General features: G+C 55.1%; 15 protein-coding genes. 9 read left to right on the plus strand and 6 right to left on the minus strand.

What is annotated here, in order from left to right; genetic code table 11:
* The first annotated feature begins 296 nt into the window (after positions 1–296).
* Both apaG and XX99_RS24400 read left to right on the plus strand, forming a co-directional pair.
* Positions 297–692, plus strand: a complete 396-nt coding sequence (gene apaG / locus XX99_RS24395; RefSeq protein ID WP_260315147.1) for a Co2+/Mg2+ efflux protein ApaG — start codon at positions 297–299, stop codon at positions 690–692.
* Positions 693–796: 104 nt separating this feature from the next.
* Positions 797–1,027: a hypothetical protein gene (locus XX99_RS24400; RefSeq protein ID WP_156186198.1), complete on the plus strand. Its 231-nt coding sequence runs from the start codon at positions 797–799 to the stop codon at positions 1,025–1,027.
* Positions 1,028–1,226: 199 nt separating this feature from the next.
* Here the strand turns inward: XX99_RS24400 and XX99_RS24405 are convergent, their stop codons facing one another.
* From XX99_RS24405 to XX99_RS24415, 3 genes are all read right to left on the minus strand, one after another.
* Positions 1,227–2,273, minus strand: a complete 1,047-nt coding sequence (locus XX99_RS24405; protein ID WP_184084597.1) for a tetratricopeptide repeat protein — start codon at positions 2,271–2,273, stop codon at positions 1,227–1,229.
* Positions 2,274–2,293: 20 nt separating this feature from the next.
* Positions 2,294–3,958: a CRTAC1 family protein gene (locus XX99_RS24410; RefSeq protein WP_231581597.1), complete on the minus strand. Its 1,665-nt coding sequence runs from the start codon at positions 3,956–3,958 to the stop codon at positions 2,294–2,296.
* Between the two features lie 202 nt (positions 3,959–4,160).
* Entirely contained in the window at positions 4,161–7,733 is a 3,573-nt protein-coding gene (locus XX99_RS24415; RefSeq protein WP_050062033.1) for a carboxypeptidase-like regulatory domain-containing protein, read from the minus strand.
* 1,561 nt (positions 7,734–9,294) lie between these two features.
* On the opposite strand from XX99_RS24415, the gene XX99_RS24420 reads away from it, so the two are divergent.
* The 3 genes from XX99_RS24420 (at position 9,295) to XX99_RS27520 (ending at position 12,427) form a co-directional block, all read left to right on the plus strand.
* Positions 9,295–10,437: an acyltransferase family protein gene (locus XX99_RS24420; RefSeq protein WP_050062034.1), complete on the plus strand. Its 1,143-nt coding sequence runs from the start codon at positions 9,295–9,297 to the stop codon at positions 10,435–10,437.
* 1,271 nt (positions 10,438–11,708) lie between these two features.
* Positions 11,709–11,930 (plus strand): hypothetical protein, encoded by a 222-nt coding sequence (locus XX99_RS24425; protein WP_050062035.1) that lies wholly within the window; start codon positions 11,709–11,711, stop codon positions 11,928–11,930.
* Between the two features lie 128 nt (positions 11,931–12,058).
* Positions 12,059–12,427: a hypothetical protein gene (locus tag XX99_RS27520; RefSeq protein WP_156186199.1), complete on the plus strand. Its 369-nt coding sequence runs from the start codon at positions 12,059–12,061 to the stop codon at positions 12,425–12,427.
* Between the two features lie 106 nt (positions 12,428–12,533).
* Here the strand turns inward: XX99_RS27520 and XX99_RS27525 are convergent, their stop codons facing one another.
* Positions 12,534–13,445 carry a PGN_0703 family putative restriction endonuclease gene (locus XX99_RS27525; RefSeq protein ID WP_156186200.1) on the minus strand — a complete coding sequence of 304 codons (912 nt, stop codon included), beginning with the start codon at positions 13,443–13,445 and terminating at the stop codon, positions 12,534–12,536.
* Positions 13,446–13,975: 530 nt separating this feature from the next.
* On the opposite strand from XX99_RS27525, the gene XX99_RS24440 reads away from it, so the two are divergent.
* Positions 13,976–15,448, plus strand: a complete 1,473-nt coding sequence (locus tag XX99_RS24440) for an alpha-L-fucosidase (protein ID WP_050062398.1) — start codon at positions 13,976–13,978, stop codon at positions 15,446–15,448.
* Positions 15,449–15,530: 82 nt separating this feature from the next.
* Here the strand turns inward: XX99_RS24440 and XX99_RS24445 are convergent, their stop codons facing one another.
* Entirely contained in the window at positions 15,531–17,888 is a 2,358-nt protein-coding gene (locus XX99_RS24445) for a glycoside hydrolase family 3 N-terminal domain-containing protein (protein ID WP_082125933.1), read from the minus strand.
* 203 nt (positions 17,889–18,091) lie between these two features.
* Here XX99_RS24445 and XX99_RS24450 point away from each other — a divergent pair, with 203 nt between their 5' ends.
* From XX99_RS24450 to XX99_RS24460, 3 genes are all read left to right on the plus strand, one after another.
* Positions 18,092–18,439 (plus strand): ArsR/SmtB family transcription factor, encoded by a 348-nt coding sequence (locus tag XX99_RS24450; RefSeq protein ID WP_269430986.1) that lies wholly within the window; start codon positions 18,092–18,094, stop codon positions 18,437–18,439.
* Positions 18,420–18,929 carry an SRPBCC family protein gene (locus XX99_RS24455; protein WP_050062038.1) on the plus strand — a complete coding sequence of 170 codons (510 nt, stop codon included), beginning with the start codon at positions 18,420–18,422 and terminating at the stop codon, positions 18,927–18,929. Before XX99_RS24450 ends, XX99_RS24455 begins: the two co-directional genes overlap by 20 nt.
* 364 nt (positions 18,930–19,293) lie before the next feature.
* The gene (locus XX99_RS24460) at positions 19,294–20,343 is read left to right on the plus strand and encodes an aromatic ring-hydroxylating oxygenase subunit alpha (RefSeq protein WP_269430987.1); all 1,050 of its coding nucleotides are present in this window, start codon (positions 19,294–19,296) and stop codon (positions 20,341–20,343) included.
* Positions 20,344–20,598: 255 nt separating this feature from the next.
* Here XX99_RS24460 and XX99_RS24465 read toward each other — a convergent pair whose 3' ends face one another.
* A complete protein-coding gene (locus tag XX99_RS24465) occupies positions 20,599–23,274 on the minus strand; it encodes a glycoside hydrolase family 9 protein (RefSeq protein WP_050062039.1) in 2,676 nt (891 codons plus the stop codon).
* Between the last annotated feature and the right edge of the window lie 3 nt (positions 23,275–23,277).

Genomic DNA, 23,277 nt, shown 5'->3' on the forward strand with positions numbered 1-23,277 from the left:
CGCCCTACGACCGCTCGGCCTTCTGGGGAGGAACGGAGCGCGCCCAACAGGCACCCGAGTCCAGATCCAGATCGATCCGACTCATCAGAGTGCGGATACAAGCAACAGTAACGATTCTGATGAGGAAAACATTGACATTAGTGACTCGCTCGTAGAGAACGCGTTTAGCGGAAATCCGGCGATGCGGCTTAGCTTAAGGAGCGCGTCGCCCTGGTGCAGTCAATTCAGAATCATTGCCGGACATCCAGCCCATCCGTTTGATCTAAACTTATCCTATGGCAAATCGGACACCGTATATGGCAAGCACTCGAGGAATAGCAGTGAGCGTCGAGCCAACTTACCTCGAGACGAGATCATCGCCGGCCAGCTCCCAGTATTTTTGGGCTTATCGAGTGATCATCGAGAATCAGGGATCAGAAACGGTGCATCTGCTAAGCCGGCACTGGATGATCACGAATGCGCGTGGAGAATTGACCGAGGTCAAAGGACTGGGAGTTGTTGGGGAACAACCGGTCCTCAAGCCAGGAGAGAGCTTTGAATATACGAGTGGCGCGCCTCTCGATACGCCCTCGGGAATGATGGGCGGGGCTTATCAAATGCAAATTGATAACGGCGAGTGCTTTGATATTGAAATTCCGACGTTCTCGCTTGATCGTCCCAATCAACAGGTATCTCGGCAGAATTTACACTAGCCGCACTTGTGGTCAAAGCGATCGTCTGCTCCGTGGACGACGCTCTCGTTAACAGGTGGGCGGAACTCGGAGCGGCCATATCCGGCCTTTCGAGCGCGCGACCTGTGGCCTTGAACAGCCTGCACAAACTGGGAGCGGATGAAACGCGTGCGATGAATAACCAGTCCGCAGAGTTCCGGTCTTTGCTGCGCAAGCAGACGCTCGCGCTCGTTGGCTTCAGCGTGTGCTCCACCGGATTACTGGCTATCCTGGCGCTCGTACTCTGGCCTATAAAACAGCGGGAATTTTCAACGGCGATGGCAGCAGTGAAGAATAAAAAGCGACAGCCGCGCTAAGATTCTTTAGCAAAGTGTTACTGACGTGGAGGAAGCGCTGATGGCCCCTCAAAATTCCAATGTGTCCCTTAGTCATCAGTACAAATCAAGCTGGGCACACCCGAAAATCGTGCGTGCCGGATTTGATCCAAAACTTTGGGCGCTTGAGATCAGGTCGTCGCCCTCTCCGCTCTTCTTGTTGCTATAGAGATGATATTGGCTACTTCTGCGAATCATCAGTGTGGGCCGGTTTGCTCTGCGATTTGCGGAATTCTTCCATTTCACGATCCGCGTCCGCGTGCTTTCCCTGTTTGCGATAGATACCAGCGAGGCCAAAATGGGCCTGCGAGGCAAGCGAAGTATCTTTTTCCAAACTTAGAAGGTGCTTCCAGGACTTTTGCGCCGTCGTATCGTCTCCGTCCATAGCCGCCGCTTTGCCCAGCTGGTAGAGGGTTTCCGGCATGTCTTGTCTCAGCTGGTCGGAATGGACGAGCGCCTCGCGCGCTTCGTGGAATTTACCCAGCTGCAGTAGAGCTTCACCAAGCCGATAAAATGCTTCGGCGCTCCCTGATTGAATTCCAGTTTCTAGCCGGAATTGTTCTTCTGCCTTGTCCCATTGCTGCGCGCGGGCGTAGAGCTCGCCGAGTTGGAGGTGCAAGCCGGCTGTCTGCGGGCTCAGGCGCAGTGCTTCGAAGAATTCCCGTTCGGCGCCCGGGACATCGCGCAGGACGGCGTAGTCCTGCGCCATCATCTGATGAGCACGCGCGGAATCAGGGAAGCGAGCTTCGAGTTCATCAAAAATTTGTTTGGATAGCAGGCCCGAGGTTCGGCCATAGTAGTAGAGCAATTCCGGATCATTCGGATTTTGAGCCAGAGCTTTTTCAAGAACTGCCAGGGCCTCCGGCAATTTTCCCGCTTCGAGCAGAGCGATACCGAGCGCGTCTTCGGCGTGCGCCTGTTCGAGGTGCGGAATCGCTTCCGTGGCATACCCTTGCGCCAACAGTGCGTATCCCAACAAGCGGTGGGCTCCATTCAGGCCCGGATTGAGCTCTAGGGCCCGCTTCAGGGGTGGAATGGCTGCCGAATAATCGCGTTTTTCGATGTATACCCCACCAAGATCGGCGAACGCGACTGCTAGTGTGGAATCGAGTTCGGTGGCCTTTCGAAGCTCGACGACCGCCGTATCCAATTGTCCGTTCTTTTCTGCCTCCACTCCGGCATGAAAATGCTGGAGGGCCGGCGGCACGGAGGTCTGCAGCGCGAGCAAGACTGACAGGAAAGCTCCACTCATGACTTCTCCAGTTCGCGAACCTCGAGAAACTGATTGGTTTTTACACCCTCAAGGATCTGGTGAATGCCCGAGGGCCAGTGAATTTCCACTTTGGCCATCTCGGCTGTGCCGAGGCCAAAGTGCAGACGTTTGTCGCTGGCCGAAATGTAACTGCCAGCGGTGGTAGCGTATCGCGTCTGACCGTTGACCTGCACGCGCGCACCTAGTCCATCGCGGTTGCTGCGCGTTCCGCGCAGGGAGATGGAAAGCCAATTTCCGGATCCGCCGTGATTAAAAAGCACCAGCGGCTCTCCGCCCAGCGAAGTAACGACCACGTCCATCCAGCCATCGTTATTCAAATCGCCAAACGCTGCGCCGCGGCCTGCAATCGCTGCTGTGACCCCTGAATCGCCTCGTTCGAAGTGTCCGTTGTGATTGAGCGCCAGTAACGGCTGCTCTTTGTAATGCAGCATATGGTCGATCTGCTCTACGTTGTCCAGCACATGGCTCTGAGCGACGAACAAATCCTTCCAGCCGTCATTGTCAAAGTCCTCGAGACATGCGCCCCACCCCGAGCTTGCGGCCGAGAGCAAGCCCAGGCCCGCCTGCAGGCTGCGGTAACTGAAGGATCCGTTGCCATCGTTGTGAAAGAGCGCGTAATCCTCGCGAGGCAACACGGTGACCAGAATGTCGGGCCGTCCGTCATTGTCGTAGTCCTGGAAGACGGTGCCCATGCCCGATAGAGGCTTGCCATCGGCGGTGAGCGCCGCGCCCGCTTCCAGAGCGCATTCGGTAAATGTCCCGTCTCCGTTATTGTGGAAGAGAAACTGGCGCATGCCGTCGTTGGAAACGAAGATGTCGGTGAATCCATCGTCATCGTAGTCCGCGAAGGCCACGCCAAGCGAGCGCCCTTTGATTGACGCAATCCCGGAACGATGGCTGACGTCTTCGAATGTGCCATCGCCGCGATTGCGATAGAGGATATTTGTGGTCGCCGGGAACTCGGCTGGCGGGCAATAGGTCTGCCACTCGCCCCCGCAGATCTTGCTGTGTTGCGTATCCCATTGCATGTAGCGTGTGACGAATAAATCCAAATGGCCGTCGTTGTCGTAATCAAAGAAGCCGGCGGAGCAGCTCCAACCTCCAGTCTCCACGCCGACCTTAGCGGTGACGTCAGTAAAGGTGCCATCGCCATTGTTGTGATACAGAGTATTTTTTCCGTAGTTCGTAACGTACAGGTCGGGAAAGCCATCATTGTCGTAATCGCCGACCGCCACGCCCATGCCGTAATTGCCGTCACCTGCGTTCGCCAGACCGGCTTCCTTCGTTACGTCCGTGAAGCTTCCATCCCGATTCTGCCGGTAGAGGCGATTCCAATTCCTGGGATCTTGCCGGTCGAATGTCTCGGGTGCGTGCATGGGGTTGGCGAGCCGCCCGCTATTGACTAGAAAAATATCGAGCAATCCGTCGTTGTTGTAGTCGAGCAGCGCCACACCGCCACCCATCGTCTCGATTAGGTATTTCTGCGGTGTGGGCGAATTCACATGGCTGAAGTCCAGGCCACGCGGATGCTTCACGTCAAACATAGACAGGGGCGCAGCCAAAGACAGAGGCATGGGCAACGCCAATCCCATGGAGGCACACGCTTCGAGAAAATGGCGTCGTGTGATCCGCTGGTTCATTCGATTCTGTGCGGGCTCCCGTCAGGCAGTCGCAAGGTTAGCAGAAGTAATGCTACGTGCATAACAGGAACAACGATCTTGAATGCAGCTTCGGCGTGCAGTCGCAGGAGAGGACTTGCGATTGCCGGGGAGTTCTATCCGGATTGTTTCGGATCGAAGGTGGATGCCCGGATGAGGCATCCACCTTCGATCCACGCACGCCCTAGAATATGAACTTCCCAGCGAACTGGATGAGTCTCGGATTGTTCAACTGGTTATTCGTAATTCCGAAAGTCCCGTTATTCGATGTACAACAAGCGGTATTCGGTGGGCTAAACTGGGCGCGATTAAACGTATTGAAGAACTCCGTTCGGAACTGGAAACCGAACCTTTCGGCCGGACCGAAGTTCGTCGTCTTGACTAACGCGAGATCCCAGTTATCGATCCCAGCGCCCCGCAGCGTAGGATCCACGCGCGACTCGTTCCCGAAACCAAAGTCGCTGGGAGCTGTAAAGCAAGTCGGATTGAACCATGCAATTCCCCCAGACGCGGGTACGTGCGAGGTGCCCTTGGAGCATCCCGGCACAACATTCGGGCGCAAGACTCCGATTCCCAGACTCGCCTGTGACAGCGGTGTCGAGCCCCCAAAGCTTATCGGCAGGGGGAAGCCCTTCTGAAACGTCGTGATGCCGCCGATATTCCAGCCGGAAACCAGTTTTCCGGCAATGCCAGAAGCATCGGCCATGTACTTTTGACCGTGACCAAAGGGCAGATCATAGATATAGCTGAGCACCAGACGTTGGGACACGTCCTGAGAAGAGAGCGACCACTCTCCCTTGAGGTTATTCCAGTCTTGCACCTCTCCAACGCCGCTCTCCAACCAGGTAGTCAGGGTGTCTGAATTGGTCATGAGTTTTTCGTTGGTGTAGGCAGCCAGGAACGACGCCCCGGCGGTAAACCGCTTCGTGACTGAAAGTTGAAGCGAACTATATTCACTGGCGCAGCAGCCATCCCCGGCCAGGCTAACGCCACCATATTGAGGGTAGGGTCGGAGCAGTTGACCGGCGAGAACCGTGGAGTTTGTAGACGGGTTCAACGAGCTTACCGTGTTAATCCCCTTGAACGGGTTGGGAACGTTTGCCAGCAAGGCGTTTCCCATAGCCAGGTCTGCATCCGGAATCTGGTCAATTTGAGTCGCAGTCGGATTCGGCAAATGCGTGCCCTTCGAGCCTGCATACGCGATATCGACGAAGATCCCTCCCGGAAACTCCCTCTGAATGTCCAGGTTAAATTGCTGGACGTACGCTGGCTTGTACGTGGTGTAGGGAGCTACCGTGATGTTTTGGCCGGCATCGAACGCCGAAACATTACCTCTGCCCAGTGGAGTCACGACATTCGCACCGAAGGGTCCGTTGGTCGGGCAATTCAGCGTTCCTGAAGGAGCGCCCGCCGTGAACGCACAGTTGGTTGCTGTCAGTGTGCTGTTGGGAGTGATGCCGCCGTTCGAGGTTGCAACCCATAGCGTAGAGGCTAGGTTGATCGCATCATTGCTCGGGTTTAGATTGAAAAATATCCAGTTGGGGATGAAAAATATCCCGTAACCGGAGCGGATAACAGTCTTCCGATCGATGGAATAAGCAACTCCAATACGAGGCATGACCTCGTACTTTGTCAGCGGTATGTTGCCCCGGGTCGTATTTACGCCATTACCGACGAGAAATACGTCGCCCCGGCATGCCCCGCCGTTGCAGCCGGTAACTGAAGCATTGGTCGCCCCCGGGTCCCAATAGCTTACTAAGTTATGGCGCTCGTTCCATGGTCCCTGCAAATCGTAGCGCAGGCCGTAATTTGCCGTCAGTTTCGATGTCACCCTCCAGGTATCACCGAAAAAGAAGCCTCGATAGGCTTCCTTTTGCGCCACTAAGGCGGGGATCTGCGCCTCGCCGAAATTATGGTTGAACACGGTCGATTGGTTCAGGCCATATCCCAGCAGAAAATCGGCAAAGGAAATACCGCCCGTTCCGCCGGAAACAGGATTGCTCTTTGTCCAGGTGCCGTCGAAAGCAAAGGCTCCGCTGGCGATGTTCGTCTGGGCATAGTTGTCAAAGGTCTCAATCAGTTGGCCGCCAAAAAACATGGTGTGACGTCCCTTGATCAAGGTGAGGTTGGGTGAGAGAGCCCATTGCGTGTCGTGATCTGTGATGAAGCTCTGGCCTTGCGAACAGGTAACGGCTTCATCTTGCGGCGTGAAGCAGGGCGTGAACGGCGACCGGCCGGCGGCCGGAATTGCGGCATTGTAAGAAGCAGGCCAGCCGTACTGAGTCAGGTCAAAACTCGAGTTCGTGGGCGAACGCAAATAGTGGAAACGGCTGCCGCTAAGGTTGACGCTTAGCAACAGACTAGGCCTTATGGAATTGGTGTAGCCTACGACGGCCGCGTTGGTCTGATACGTTTCCGCGCAACGATCCTCGCAAAGCCCCGTGCCGAAGGGATCGGTGGGCAGATCCAGAAGGTTGAAGAAGTTATAACGGGTAAAAATGTGCTGCGCCGATGTGAGATTTTGATCCACACGAGCGACGTACTGATTGGTGTTTCCGCCCGAGGGCGCGGCCGAAGTGAAATTATTGTTTTCGGCGCTGTTGGTCGGCATCGGAAGGTATTTAAGTTCAACCAGCGCCGCCGGGTTAATTGACCCCATAGGGATTGTGTTATTCGCGAATTGCGTACGGCCGCAATTTGCGGCCGTGGAGTCTCCGACACACGCCGCGCTCACGCTCAACGGATCGTAAATTGGAGTGTCCGTGGGAAATACGCCGCTCCTCTCTCCAACCGTGGGCACGGTGGTAGTAACAACCGAGGATGCCCGCTGCCGGTATCCATCATAGGCAAAAAAGAAAAACGTTTTATCTTTGTAAATCGGACCGCCAAAGGTGCCGCCGAACTGATTCTGCACATAGGGAGGATTCGTCGTCACAAAATGCGGCGTGGAATTCAAGACCTTGTTGCGGAGATATTCATAAGCTAAGCCGTGGAATTGGTTCGTTCCTCCCTTCGTGCTCAGGTTGACGATGCCGCCGGAGAACCTGCCCCATTCCGGGCCGAGGTTGTTGTACTGCACCTTGAATTCAGATATGGCATCCTGGTCGGGAATCAGAATTGGCAGGTTGATGTAACCAATGTTCACCGGCTGCCCGTCGATGTATTCCGCGCTCTCATTGCCGAACGAGCCACCCACCTGATAGTTGCCCCAGCTGAACGGATTCTGGCCTACCTGCGAACCGCCCGCGCCACCCTGCGCGATCGCGGCGGGAGAAAGGGTAATGAGGTTGAAAACGTTGCGGCCATTCAAAGGAGTTTCGTTGGTCTTGCGTTCGTCGATGACTTGACCAAGGGACGCATTATCGGTCTGCAGCAGCGGAGCCAACGCAGTGACTTCCACCGTCTGGGTCTCTGCGCCGACCTGCATGGTCGCGTCAATGCGGACGCTCTGTTGCACCTGCAAGTCAAAGGTGTCCCGCTTGAAGCGCTTGAAGCCGGTCTTATCCACCTCAACGATGTACTCGCCTGGATTCACATTGGCGAAGGTATAGAGTCCGTTTTGATCGGTGCTAAATGTCTCCTTCGCGCCCGTGGCGATGTTGGTCAGCGTAACCTGCGCGCCCGGGACAGCGGCGCCGGAAGTATCAAGCACCGTTCCTGAAATCGAACCGAAGGTGGACTGCCCGCGGGCAGTGAAGCAACCGCCGAGAAACAGGACAGTTGCGAGGATAGAAAACCAGAATTTGTGTGAAATCACCGCGCCTCCCTAAAAATTCCGCCAAATAGCGGGCCTACCGGGCCACATGTGCCCGGTGCGACTTCGATAGAGACCTCGGCGTATCTTCCGCCTGTTTTTTATATAGAGTCATCGCTCCCGGCGAACTCTGCGATTGCGCACGTCCGCCAGGATGGAATCGAAGAAGGAAATACAGAACTACCTATCTGAGACCTGAGCTTTTCCGTACAAGTTACTCGTCACAGAATACTGCGGCGAAATATGACCACAGGTATGAGATGGATGTCAATATTTTGATTGAGAAATCTAGCGACGATTCACAAGGACACAAATCGCCCTCTGTCACCGATACCCTTAACGGGACGAATTGCCAGCGCATTTCCGCCATGACTCCAGATTGAGTTTGGGCACGAAAAGGATCAAAGTCCGGGCTTTAGACGGCGCCCATGTGTATGTTTTCTTGATGGCTTTTTCCTATTCTGTCATTTCCAGGGCTTGCTTTTCGCGCGGCCGGTTATGAGATATGCGGGAACTGCCCACTGGAAGGACTGAAGCACATCTTCGACGGTGTACTTATCCGGTAGATACCTCAGGAAAAGTTCGACCCATAGCCGCTGTTGCTCCTGGTAGAACGACGTTGCCCTCAGAGACCCGTTTTATGCTCGTCGTGAGAGATCCTTCACCAGCAACAGAACTCCCTTGGACTGAGGGCAATGCAGGCTCAACGTTGGGACGATTTAGGCCCCCCGTCTTGCGGAGCGCGCTTTCCAGAGCGGCGGAGTAAATGGTTAATGGTAGGCGAGGGAAGCAGTGAAACGACAAAAATCAGAACAACGACTACCGAAAAAAATGCGGCGCCCACTATTAAAAAAATATTCATGACATCTCCGCTCCGCCTGCCAGTCGCGCTGATTTACACGATTCCAATATTTGCCAGTCTAGTGTCATGCCTTCCTCTCACTCTTGTGGCTCTATGACTTTTTGCAAAGCAAGGACCACTCACAACTGATTAAACCAGAGCCGACCAGCGAACGAGACCTGACACCGTGTTACTGGCAAATGTCAATGAATGGCGTACAGGATTTCCCGGCTCCGGACAGCAGACGATTTTCGACAGGCGGCGCGAGCTCGCGCAGTTAACAGATTGGCTTCGAATCGTTCTGCAGCTATTGCTCTAAAACAAGCTGAGCAGATGGAATTGTATGCCGCTGTCATTTCGTCCGGGGGGAACGAGATCTGAAATCGGACATCGCAAAATACTCCTATGTGAAATCAGAGACATTTGGCTTGCGCGATTTCGATGGCAGTAAATCTAAGCGGCTATTCTTACCCCCGCTTGTCAGAATGAGCATCTTCGACTTCTAAGGCCCAGAACAAGTTGTTGGTTTGGTGGTGTGGAGATTTTACAAACGAATACCGTTTTCTCCGTCACTCCAAGGCTAAAAATCCTAAATCAACCTTCTATTTCGAATTAACGCCCCGGCAGAAAAACTCTCTCGACGGGAAGGAAAACACGCTCGATTCACGATTGAGATGGTAAGCCCCGCCAGTTCACGCTATTCCCCCAAGTGAAACGGCCAGCGTGATTAAGATACAGAGGATTACAAGCAGCGGAACTTTCCTCCCCGAGATCGATGGCTTGCGATTTGCTGCCATCTTAATGGTGATTATTGTCCATCTTCATGCTTCGCTGGTCCACAATGGCGCGGTACTCTCGCCATTGACAGGACGTGACATGGAGTTGAACTTGTGGAGCAAGCGAGGTGTCGAACTTTTCTTTGTAATCAGCGGATTCATACTTGGTCTTCCATTCGCCCGGCACTATATCTATGGTGACGCACCAATTAGATTGAAAAAGTATTTCCTGCGAAGACTGACTCGGTTGGAGCCGCCCTACATCATCAATCTCTTATTTTGCTTCGCGGTCTTAGTCGGGGCACATCAGATGAAGTTCGGCTTTGCCATCCCGCATTTACTGGCGAGCATGTTCTACTTACACACCCTTGTGTATGGATACATGAGCAGCATCAATGGTGTCTCTTGGTCGCTGGAAGTCGAAGTGCAGTTCTATTGCCTCGTGCCGATCATTACGACGATCTATGGCATTGGAAATACTTGGACGCGGCGGGCCACACTACTTAGTTGCATTTTGATCTCGTCTATCTGGGGATTGTATTTCACCGGGCACAGGTTTCACGGGACCGTTCTGTACTATCTGCCATACTTTTTGGCCGGGCTTTTGTGTGCCGATTTCCATTTGTCATGGGTCAAGAAGGAGAAGCACATCGCGTGGGACCTGGTTTCAGTCGTCTGCTGGACCTTGATGTGGATGATGAGCCAGCAACAAACACACTTGTTTCTGCCTCCATTACTGATGGTGCTGGTGATCTCTACATTCCGCAGTCACATATGTTCTCGCTTCTTTAGCATGAAGTGGATCACAGCCATCGGCGGAATGTGCTACACCATCTATCTCTATCACTACGTGTTGATCTCCAGCATAGGCCGGGTGCTTAAGCGTGTTCACATCGGGAACAATTTTGGGGCCTACTACGTGCTACAGGCGAGCATCATGCTGCCGATTGTGCTCGTGATCTGCGTTGTTCTATTTGTGACGATCGAGCGTCCATGCATGGATCATCATTGGCCGAGTGAGCTCAGGGGTAGATTTTGGCGAGATCCGGGAAAAAATATGCTCGAGCCTGACCCCTCTCGCAATTCCTAACTTCCTCTTGTCTTTCCAAAATGAGAGCGCCCGTGCCAGGAATATTCGCAAAAATCGCCGTACTCTACGGAAAAATTCGATTCCATTGGCATCCTTGAACGCAATGACCATTGGAGGAGTCTGCCTTTGATCGCCGCTTAACGCCGTAGGACGAATTCGGGAAGGTCTATCAAATATCAAATTAAAACGTGGTGTTCTGGGACGCCTCTCTGAACCGGGAATGGTAATTACCTTATTCGCTGATTCGTTTCCGTGATAATCCTCACAAAACATTGCCAGGCATGATCTCAGCCCTCTCCCGAATTGCATCCAACTTCGCGTGTGCCTTGATGGCCATGGATCATAAGGAGATGTTATGAGCGAAAAGAAGTGTGCAAACCCCGCCTGTAGTTGCATTCCCCCGGATGGACAGAAGTTCTGCAGCGCCCATTGCGAGAGCATCAGCGGATCAGTGGAAGCAATATGCAATTGCGGCCATCAAGCCTGCAAGGGTGATGCCCTAGAGGCGAAGTGAGATTGAAGATGCGAAATCCTCTCTTGGCATGAAGACCCTGTAGAGAATGATGCTGCAGCCTGCCAGTGCCAAAAGCGCGGAACAGGCTGCGGTTATGAGGTAAAAACTCCCTACGACGGCCTGTGCGGTCGTCGCCGGAGCAGTGTTAACTATGCGGGGATCGGAAGTGGCGGCGGTCGTTTAAATTGTCTTGGCAACGGCAGGCGCGAAATGCTCAACGTGCTGGGTGCTGGAAGTGATGGTTGCCGCCACGCTCGTGAAGCCCACATCAGCAGTCTCGACTCCCGAAGCAATGATGACAGCACAATTGCCTCTCTTACGAGCGAGGGGCGCATGGTAGCGGAAGTGGTGGCCACAAACTTCTCCAGATTTTCAGGGGCACGCCTTTCGGCTCGCCGACACAGCTTTGCCGTCATGTCAATCGCTGCAGCACCCCCAGCGGAAGCGTCTGCATGATAAATAAAAAATCTGAGATCCGAACTCGCTGAGGCGGATATTCTGGCCATCGGCGCAATGCTCAAGGATGGCGTTTTAAGCCAAAAAGCAATCGCATCGCGGTTCGGTACATCGCAGTCTCAGTTTTTGTCACATCCGCCACTTCAAAGGGCGAAAGTGCTGGCTGTTGAAGCAGTCGGGCCATGCCCCACCTTCTGAAAGGATTGCGCGGAATCTGCATGACCTCATCGGTCGCTGCACGCATCCCATCCACACCGGAATACGACGATAAGAATGGAATTGTCGTGAGCGGAGATTCCACATGCGCATTCAGAGCCTCGGTAACTATTCAACCCGTGCCCATGACACGGCCGTCGTCGAGGAGTTTCAAGAAAGCCACTGTGTCGGCAAGATTTTTCACGCAAATGGGAACGAGACACCTTCGCTTTGGAAGATCGAGGATAGCACCAAGATCGGCGGACCTTCCGATGATGACCTTGTCCAATTTATTGATACCGGACGGCCATCGCCAGTCGATCGATAGAGGCTTTTCATGCCCCAAGCTCTTCGCTTGCGCACCGAAGGCACCGGCCCTTTCGCTCAGTTCCTTTTAAGGAACCGCAAGACGGCAATCGTGCGGTGGCATTCCCACTGCATGGGAGAAAACGTAACATGCTTTTACGATTGCCAGTATCAGATGACCGCGCGAAAGGCCACAGCTACACTATCGCGAGCGGTCCTGACTGCGCCAGCAGCCGTCTTGCCTGCGGCTATCGTATGGGCAAGCGCGGATCTCTTTCGCGTTCCGGTGTGCTCGACGCCGATGGTTTCAATACCCCCGCCGAAAAGAGTGTGCCTTTCTTCCATCTGATCCAGGGCGGCGTCCAAGTCTGCGACAACCGCTTCAGCCTCGTCGGCGATGACAATCAGTTCGAGCGTGATCTTTTTGTAAAGCATCCGATTACCTCACCGTCAATTCTATGCCTGCGTGACCTAACGGGCACAAATCCTACGAAGCTCAAACATTCCTTGGCTAAATGATTCACGGGCCGGTATTCGTGGACGGATCATTCTCGGCGGCTTCGTGCTCGATCAGAATGCGGTCGATGGCGCTTTGACGATTTCGACCCTCTCAATACATGCGCGTTCATCCGTGGAAGATTCCATACTTTGCAGCGAGAAAATGCTGAAGGTCATCTGGAAGGATTGAGGCAAGCTCCTGCCATGTGAGTAGTTTGAGCCGGCAGCGAAGTTCGGTGAGACGAACGGCACACATGATTCCATACCAGGCTTCCACAAGATCAGGACGGCGAGCATCACAGAAAACGCAGAACGAGCAATCCATGACGTAGGCCGCAAGAGCGCCGCGAATCAATTGGTAGCCGCTGTACCTATCCTTGCGTACGCGCAGTGCTGATAGGTCAAAGACCGTGTTCAGATCATGATAACGATGGACGAGGTGGAACTTAGCCGACTGGAAGTCTGACTCTGTGAGCTTCGCTTCAACCAACAGGTCGCCGACCTTCATGTCAATTTCGGTATTGTCTCGTTTACCTCTGTGCAAAGCAGTGCGCGGTTTAAAACCAAATTGCAATGTTGCATCGGCTCCAACCCCTAGCATCGCTTGCACCTTTGTGGATCGCATCACCCCCGGGTGACAAAAGATATTCATGAGCAACGCATCGGAGCTATTGGCGCAGTCGAGTTCTTTCCATTGCCAATCGGCTCGAACCCGCGATCGCCTCGACGCGGTGTGAACTTTTTCAAGTCGCTTCGCCCACTCTGGGTTATTGCAGATCCTCCTGTATGCTTCTGGATGAAAATTCCCATGCCTTCCGTCGTCATCGCACCCAAAAATAACGCTGGGAACTTGTCCGTCCGTCCGTTCATGCAGGAATTCATGCACCGATGCGAAACCGAGACTGAGTCGACTGAGCTCGCGTCGCAGGCTTATTCCGCTCGAAACGGAGAAATTTGATTGCCCAGCAATCAACATGTTTCCAAGGAGAATAATAGGCGAAGACTCAAGGAGGCTTGATGATGAAGATAAAAAAAACATGGCCCCGCGGATCCTCCGCGGTCCTCGTCACCGGAGCAAGGCTTCATCGTAAATATGTCAGTCGGAGGATTACTGCTTGTGATGAGGGGTATCCTTCGTTCCAGCACGGAGTCGCATCACAAAGACAGATTGTCGCTGAAGGAGATCAGCCAAGCGCTGGATATCTCTGAGGCTGGGGTGAAATCCCGCATATATATAGAGCTCGTAAACGGCTTTGCGCTTCAATTGTGACCCGACGCGTTTCCGCAGCCCACCACTACTCCGATGCGTGTTAAAGAGATCTTGAGGTTGAGAAACCGGGTGCTAAGCATGGCTGATGACTACGCGAGCAGCGGTTCTTTTCGATTTGGCAGAACAAAGTCTGCGGCCAGAAAACGGGGCGAAGAGCGCCGGCCCCCCACACCTGACAACTATCCACTGGACTGCTACTACCCGCCACGCTGGCCTCGTTTTGCTACATGTTTGACGGGCTGAAAGGGTTCCCTCTTTTTCACGTAAACTTGCATCAACGGCTGATCGATCCTGCTCCCATGACGACAAGAAGAGACTTTCTCCGCATCGCCTCCGAAACCTCCGCCTTCACAATTCTCGCGAACAACTCGATCGCGTCTGCCCACCCGATGTCAAGAGGTTCAATAATCTCATCCGCGATCGGAACAACTGCCGCCCGTCCGCTCCTTGAGCTCCAGCAGCGCTTCGTGGATCTGCGCTTCGGCATGTTTGTGCACTTCAACATGGCGACCTTCCAAGACCGCGAATGGGGCGACCCGACTTCTGCACCCAGCCTCTTCCATCCCACCGCGCTCGATACCGATCAATGGGCTGCTGCTGCACAGTCCGCTCAAATGACCTGGGGCTGCCTCACGACTCGTCATCATGATGGTTTTTGTCTCTGGCCCACGCGCACTAACGGTACGAGCGTCCGTCAGGCTCAACCCGGCCTCGACGTCGTTCGCCGCTATGTCGATTCATTTCGCAAGGCTGGGCTCCGTGTCGGGCTCTACTATTCGATTCTTTCGTTGCGAGACGACATTCGGCATTTCAATGTCACGCCTGGCAAAGTCCGGCTCATCAAGTACCAGCTCACCGAGCTGATGACCCAGTACGGCGAGATAGACGTACTCATCACCGATGGCTGGAACGCCCCTTGGAGCCGAATCACGTATGAGGAAGTCCCCTTTCGCGAGATTTACGACCTTGTGAAGTCGCACCAACCCAACTGTCTAATCTGCGACCTCAATGCCAGCCAGTTTCCTACGGGAGGTCTTTATTACTCCGACATCAAGGCATTTGAGCAGAACGCCGGTCAAAAGGTTCCACAAGACAGTGATCTGCCGGCTCTGGCCTGTGTCACGCTTACTGATGGTTGGTTTTGGAAACAAGCTGATTTGCATGGCCGTATCAAGCCGACGGAAACCGTGGTTGATCAGTGGCTGGTGCCTCTCAACCAGCGCCATTGCAACTTGATCCTGAATGCTCCACCCACCCGCGAAGGCCGCCTCGCTCCCAACATTCTCGCCAGCCTCGAAGAGATCGGGAAGGTATGGAAGAAGCCGCCGTCACCCGAGCCTCTTACCCGCCATGTGGGGATCACTACGCCAAACCTCGCTACGGGCAAGCCGATCCATGCCAGTTCGTATCCCGACGGAGTCGGTCCCGATCAAGCAAACGATGGCAATTTTCACTCAAGTTGGTATGCGGAGAAGCAGACAAGCTGCTGGCTCGAAGTGGACCTGGTGCGCCCGGAGCGCTTCAATACTCTGAGCCTGATCGAGCCTGTGGCCGCCTTGGATAACTATCAGCAGAGCCGTATCCGCAATTATCGCTTTGAAGCCCTCATCGGCTCTGACTGGGCTCCCCTTGCCTCCGGAGGGACGCCTGCTCCAACGACAATCCTGCGCCTGCCGAAGCCAATTGTCGCGAGTAAGTTGCGCCTGACGATTGAAGCATCTACCCCCGAACCCCACATCGCCGATATCGGTATTTATAACGAACCGGCTTGAAAGCAGAGCGAACTTGAGCATCACCCCGGATTTCTTTGCTGAAACGGACAGTATGCTGACGTAGACCTTCGCGCGCTTGGAGCTACGGCGTAGTCACGAAGTGGGCAGCATTGATGGCGGTGGAGCTGCCGCCTATGTAGACGGTATAGTCGGCTGGTTCGACAACCGGCTGAGCCTTGGCATTGTAGAAGGACAACTCGTTGAAGCCGAGTGGAAACTGAACTGTTTGAGACTGGCCGGGGTCGAGACTGATCCGGGTAAAGCCCTTGAGATTGCGTACCGGTTGCTCTGTGCTGGCCCCTCGGATATTGATATAGCACTGGACGATCTCGGTGGCACGGCGCTTGCCCGTATTGGTGACCGTGGCAGTTGCCGCGATGGGCTGCCTCTTCCGATCGCGCATCAGAGAGGATGAGCTTATGGATTGCGTCGAAAGCGAAATACTCGAATAGCCAAACGTCGAATATGAAAGGCCATGCCCGAAGGGGAAGAGTGCATCGTTAGGCGCGTCCAGATAGCGTGAGACGAACTTCATCTCAACGTAGCCAGGGTGAGCCGGATCGGCATGCTGGATGGGGCGACCCGTGGGAAGCTGATTGTAGTAGAGCGGCTCCTGGCCCACAGCACGTGGGAAACTCATGGTGAGCTTGCCGCTCGGAGCGACATCGCCGAATAGAATGTCGGCAATTGCGGGGCCGGCTTCGACACCGGGGTACCAAACCTCCATGACGGCGGAGACATGCTGAGCGGCCCAGTCAAGCACGAGCGGGCGACCGGAAAAGACGAGCAGAACGACTGGCTTGCCGGTTGCAACTACAGCCTCAAGCAATTGCTGTTGGTTACCGGGCAGGTCCAGGAACGCGCGCGACGCGGCTTCGCCTGTCATGTCGCTTGATTCTCCAAGGGCGAGGATAGCGACGTCGGAATTCTGTGCGGCAGCAACAGCTGCGCCGAATCCGGAGTTCGACGTGCCGGAGATTTCAGTGCCTTTCGCGTATGTACATGTCGCGCTGTTTTGCTGAGCTAGTTCGGCCATGGTCGCGAGCAAGGTACGCACATCGCCGAAGTTGTTGGCTCCGGACCAGGCGCCAACCATGTCGCTGGCATCGTCGGCGAGCGGGCCGATGAGAGCGATCCTCTTCGTGCTCTTCGCGAGCGGCAGGAGGGGATCTTCAGGAGCGGGTTTATTCTGCAGCAGGACGAAGGACTCCTCCGCGGCTCGGCGGACGAGCGGGCGGTGTTCGACGACGGCTCCTGTCACCTCTACACCATCGGCGAAGGGATGATCGAAGAGGCCCAGAGCGAACTTGAGGCGCAGAATTCGGCGTACTGCTTCGTCAACGACAGCCATGGGGACTCGACCTGCCTTAACGAGTGCGGGGAGATCAGCATCGTAGTAGTGCGACATCATGTCGATGTCGACGCCGGCAGTGATAGCTTTCTCGGTGGCCATGGCCGGATCGAGTGCAATGCCATGATGCGTGAGCTCCATGACGGCTGTGTAGTCGGAGACAACGAGACCGTCGAAGCCCCACTCGTCGCGCAGGATGGTTTGCAGCAAAAAAGGGTTGGCGCTCGCCGGCACGCCGTTAAGCGAGTTGAACGCGGACATGACAGTGGCAGCGCCAGCCTCAACAGCTGCGTGGTAAGGTGGCAGGTAGACCTGACGAAGCTGCAGCTCGCTCATGTCGGTGGTGTTGTATTCACGACCGGCCTCGGCTGCACCATAGGCGGCGAAGTGCTTGACGGAGGCGGCGACGGAGTCCGAAGCGGACAGGCTGTCACCCTGATAGCCGCGAATATAGGCACGAGCGATGGCGGAACCAAGGTAGGGATCCTCACCTGCGCCTTCGGTGCAGCGACCCCATCGGGCATCGCGCGCGATGTCGACCATGGGTGAGTAGAACCAATTAACGCCGGCGGTACGGGCCTCAACAGCGGCCATGTGTGCGAGGTCAGTAATAAGATCCGGATCCCAACTGGACGCGGTGGCGAGCGGTACTGGGAAGATGGTGCGAAAGCCGTGGATGACGTCGGCGCCGAAGAGCAACGGTATATGGAGGCGCGTGTTGTCAACCGCAGCGTGCTGGAAATGGTTAGTGAGGCTCTGCCCGACCGTGTTAAGCATGGAGCCGAGTTCACCGTTTTGCGCGAGTGCGTAGCTGTCGACTCCGCCAGGGCCGGGCGGGTTGACATTGAGAGCGGCGGTAGAGGGTCCGGAGAGTTTTTCGGGATGCACTTCGGTGGCGCTGTATTGGACCAGCTGGCCTATCTTCTCGTCGAATGTCATTCGCTTTAGCAGCGTGTCGACCTTCCGCTCAATCTCCGGGCTGGCGAGCTGCGCGTTGGAAGCTGCGTCGTGAGACGCCTGCGCGGAAGCTAGGGAGAATACAAAGCCTAGGGAGAAACCGACGAGCAGGGTGGATCGACAGGAACTCATGGGAAATCCTCAAAGGCTACTTTACCCCTGTCCGGGCAACTGAGCACAAGACAAGTTGCTGCGGAGTCGTCTCCCCGGGCCGCAATCACGCGTCCGAGATGCCGGTTTTTCGGTCACTTCAAGTATCAGGAATCAGAAATCAGGAATAAAGAATTACAAAATTCACACTTGACATTCACTCAGCAATCTACAACCATACGGTTGTGAATAATTTGGATACAACATTTACGGCTTTGTCGGATCCAACCCGCCGGGCGATGATCGAACGACTCTCCCATGGGCCTGCCTCTGTGCATGGATTGACGGAACCGTTTGCACTCTCGCAGCAGATGATTTCAAAACATATTGCCTACCTGGTGCGGGCGCGGATTGTGATCAAGACGAAGCGTGGACGAGAGAGTGTTTGCACGCTCAGGCCAGAGGCGATCAAGAAAGTCAGCGATTGGGCGATTAGCTATCGCCGATTCTGGGAAGAAAGCTTCGACAAACTGGATGTAGTTGTAAATCAGATGAAGAAAAAGGAGGTCAGAGATGACAGAAAACACGGTTAACGAAATTGAGCGGATGATTGTAACAAGAGTTTTTGATGCCCCACGCGAGTTGGTTTGGAAGGCGTGGACTGATCCGAAATACATCATGCAGTGGTGGGGACCGAAGGGCTTTACTGCGCCGGTTTGTCAGATGGATTTTCGCGTTGGAGGAAAACTTCTCTGCTGCATGAAGGCGCCGGATGGGCAGGAGTTCTGGAATGCGGTGGAATACCACGAGATTGTTCCGTACGAGAAGATCGTTTCCTTGATGTACTTTTCCGACTCGAAGGGGAGCAGGGTTGACCCCGCACAATTAGGAATCGAACATGAGGCTATCGACGGTGCGTACGACGTGACCCTCTTTGAGGATCTCGGAAACGGCCAGACGAAACTTACCTTTATCGGAAACGAACCCATGGAGAGCGCGAAAAATAGCGGGCAAATGGAGGGCTGGATCCAGATACTCGATAAGATTGCTGCGGTGGTTGCGGAGCTGGCGCAGGCGAAATAGGAAGTTGAAGTCTCGACGATCTTCATGCGCGAGGTACTGCTGGGCTAGCGGCGAAGGCTTGGTTAGAACAGGCTTTTCGCCGCTCATCCGAATAGTCGCCTCCGGATAAGTCCCTCTTGGCTCAACTGTTGATTTCAGGCCAATGCGCTCATTGAACCTCGCGTCGGGTGGATCATGCTGGACATACTCAATCTCCAGTCAGAACTGGATGACGATGCGGTTCATAACGACCGCAGAATTGGCTCAAGTTGCGAAACGTGTCGAACGGGAAAAGTGCGAGTATTAGCCACCCGATCGCGGCCATCGACCGCGTTACGGTGCCTAAAATCGTCTTTTGCTATAAATGAATATGGCAGAGATACCCGTGATTCGACCGGTAGATCCCACGCATGATCTTCCCCTGAACTGCACGTTTGACGCCGATGATTGGATGAAGCTCGCCCGTCATTGGTATCCGATTGCATTGTCTCGGGAAGTGGTTGATGGTCCTGTAGCAGCGAAACTATTGGACGCTTTGCTCGTCGCCTACAGGGTAGAAGGTCAGGTTGTCGTGGCCAACGATCTGTGTCCCCATCGCGGTACGCCTCTCAGTATGGGTAAGCACGACGGCAAAGGTATTGCCTGCGCCTATCACGGACTTCGTTTCGGCGCCGATGGGCGCTGCAACCTGATCCCCGCCCAGCCACACGATGCCATTCCGCCGAAATTACATCTGCGTACGTATCCCGCTCAGGAAGCGTATGGCCTGATCTGGACATGCTTACGACCAGATTCCGATGCTGTTGGACCAGACATTCCCATGATGCCTCATTGGGATGATCCAGGCTTCCAGCAGATTACGTGTCCAAGTCTGGATATCTTTGGCTTTGCAGGCCGCCAGATAGAGGGCTTCCTCGACGTAGCTCACTTCGGCTTCGTACATGTCGATACGTTTGGCGATCCGACTAACACCGTGGTCCCTCCCTACCTGCCCAAGCCCATCGAGAAGGGCTTCGAGGTCGAATATCGCAGCTCCGTAGGGAATTATCCAATCGGAAAAGAAGGTCGCGGTCAAGCGGGATTTGAGTGGCTCCGTCATTTCCGGGTGCATCTTCCCTTCACCGCAACGCTTGTCATTCATTTTCCAGGCGAGAGCCGCATGACAATCATGAACGCCGCCTCGCCCGTGTCCGCGAAAGTGACTCGTCTCTTCGCGCCAATTGCACGCAACTTCGACACAGATCTGCCTATGCAGGACGTCTATGATTTCAATGACAAGATATTCAGGGAAGACAAAAGAATTGTAGAGGCGCAAAAGCCTGAGTGCCTTCCGCTCGATCCCAGAATGGAAGCCCACATCATGGCGGACCGTAGCTCCATTGCTTACAGACGTGGTCTGCGTGATATGGGCCTTAGTCGATTTTTCGTCGCTTAGCACCACGTTTATCTTGCCGACCTGTCCAGTCTAGAAGTTGACGACAACTCCGTTGTGCGAATTCCAATCAGTCCTGGAAAGTCTTAGTGCAAGTGGGTAGCTCTGCCGCGCGAACCATCCCCTCCGGATTGGAGGGGATTTCAATTGGCGATAACAGAGCAGTGCGCCCATCTCGAGTGCGATGCAGGTCGCCCCGCGATAGGATTCGTCACCTCTACAAACGTTCAGGGCCATTGGGTATTCCTTGCACAGGACCTACTTCGACTCTCTAGAGATTGCGTCCGCGGCGTTACCGGCTACAACCCAGCTTGCCGATCCGGCGACTACGGCTTCATCTTCGAACCAGAGGAATCCGAAGTCGTCGATGCACTCCGGGAAATCCGGCTTGATGATGATATATCCCGGAATCACGGCGCCAGGGATGTAAGCGTTGTCGGCGCGGTTATTGCTGTATGTCTTCGTCTTCGAAACCGTACCGACGCCGGCTACATATGAGGTGCTGGATACGGGATGGGTACCGAGAATGTAGTTGACGGCGCGAAGCGTATATTCGGGGCCGACAAGATCCGGAAATGCTTTGTGCAGGAAATACATTCGGATGGCCATGTCAGTCACGGCGCCCGACCCGCCCCATGTGCCGAGGCTCGGGGGCACGCCGAACGGGGTGGCATCCAACTGTTTGTCCACATCCGCCATGTATGTTTTCACCGCTTGCCGCATTTGATCCTTCTCGTTCGCGTCGAGATAAGGCAATGCTCGGACTGCCGTCCAACCACGCGAGCCCATCTGTTGTGGAGTGATCATCTGCGGAAACAACTCCTTCAGACGGGATTTGTAAGGCTCGGCGCCATGCGTGGCGATGGTCAATTCCAAAGCCGCAGCCCAATCCTGTGCGACGCCAAAGCCCTCCCGAGCGGAGCCGACCGGGGGTGCTGTTTGGCCGCTCTCCGTGGGAGAAGCCGATGGGGTGCCCGACCTGCTGTGACCATCCCGGCTGCCTTGAGATGCAGCCAGCACGCCCCCTGCGGTAGTACCTCCGCCAAAACCGCCGACTGACTGATTCGGCGTGGGGTGAGCTTTCTCGTCATTCCATGCTTTGATTGCGGTATCGAGGCAGTCTTTCGCTAACGCGTCGTCCCATCCTTTGAGCACGTCGGCCGATGCCGCCAGCGCGGCGATGGCGTTCCACTGGAAGTATGGATTCGTCGTGGAAAAAATCCAGCGGTCGTCCGGCTTGCCGGAGTAGTCGCCCTTCACTTCATCTGGGCCCAGCTTTGGATCATAGATGCGGCCGTCGGTTTTCGACGCTCCGTCGCCTAAGTGGGTGTACTGACGCAGATCGGGTTCGTGAGTGCCGCGGATTGCGTGGCCGATGTTATGAAACTGCGCCAGGATGAGTAGTGCGCCGTGTTTGACTTGCTCCACCACATCCGGCACGCCGTCGGGACGGTGCATCTCGACCTCATGCGCGCCTTCATCCACTGTAAGCTCGTCGTATTTGAGATCGAATTCGCGATACGCCAACGCCAGGCTCTGGATGACATTCAGTTGCGCGGGCTCTTCCAGGTCGAAGTCGCCGGCGTCGTACCAGCCGCCCACGTTCATCCCGGGAATGTGATCGCCGCCTTTGTATTTCCCATCCGTTGCCGTGGCCTGATTCCAGCCGTCGAATTGCTCCCCAACCACGGGCGCCAGACGGCCATCATCCAGATGTGACGCGCCATGCCAGACGCGATAGCCTTCGCGAACGGAAACGTGGTCCATCTGCTCCGCAATGTGATGGTCCAGGCTGTCCTGCCAGATGTGAGCGTACGCGTCTTTCGAGATGGGGAAGGGCGCTGTACGCTGGTCTGCGTACTCGATGACATAAAGACCGGGATCTTTGACCGGAGTGAAGTCGAATTTCGAATAGACATAGCGCAGCCACGGCGTCGAAGGTGTGATGGGCCCCTCGAAGACCTGCTTGTACGATCCGTCCTCGGTCAGGCGCAGCAATTTAGCCGTCTTCGGGCCGCTATACTTCGGGTCGAGCTCGAGCACCGCTACCTTGGAGAAGTCCGGCGCATATCCAACCTGGCTGTGTGCGATCATCGGGGGCCGCGTCCAATTCGGAATTACATCCGGCCTGATGTGCCACACGATGGCGCCGGTGGTCTTGCCTGAAGGAATCAGCGAACGCAGGACAAACCAACCGTTCTGCGCGCGATCTCGTCCATCGAACAACATGAGGTCGGCCGTATCCGACTGAACGTTGACCCGGGCCAGCGAGTCGTCGACGCCCAATGTGATGCTCTTGCCCTCCGCAAACGGCAGCGGCTGAGTGTATCCCTTGGCCTTGTCCCAGTCTTCCAGGTAATAGGCCTTCTTCGGCTCATCAGCCAGCGGCATCACCTTGACCATCGAATCGTTAGGCGTTCGCGGAAAGATGCCGGCTTTGGTTCCGTCCACCAGATAAGCCTTGCCCATGTAGATCGAGGGCAGGAACTCCAAGTTGAATCCCGCTCGCCCGGCCAGTTTTTGCGGCAGGGGCTTCGTGAGATTGATGCTCACCTTCACACCGCCTGGCTCCCCCGCGACTTCCAGGGTGTAGCTGAGATCAAAGGTCGGGAAAGCCAGGTCAGCGGTCAGCCGGTTGTTCGCCTTATCGGCGTGGCGCCCTTTGAGGGTGGCCACCAGGTCCCACTGTTCAGGCGTCGGCATCAGGCGCACGTCGCCATTCGTGGCGATACGCTGACCGTGGAGAATCATCTCCATCGCCGTGTTCTTCTGGTCAACGAAAACGGGATGGTATGTGCTGTCGTAGAGAAATACGCTGAACCCTTGTGTATCGAGGTAATTCTTGTCGGTCACCTTCATGGTGAAATCAGCGGCGAACAGGCTTGGACTGCAGGTCAGGGCCAGGAGAAGACACACTTTAATTCGGGTCAGCATAAA

The sequence above is a fragment of the Silvibacterium bohemicum genome, from assembly GCF_001006305.1.
Classification (GTDB): Bacteria; Acidobacteriota; Terriglobia; order Terriglobales; family Acidobacteriaceae; genus Silvibacterium; species Silvibacterium bohemicum.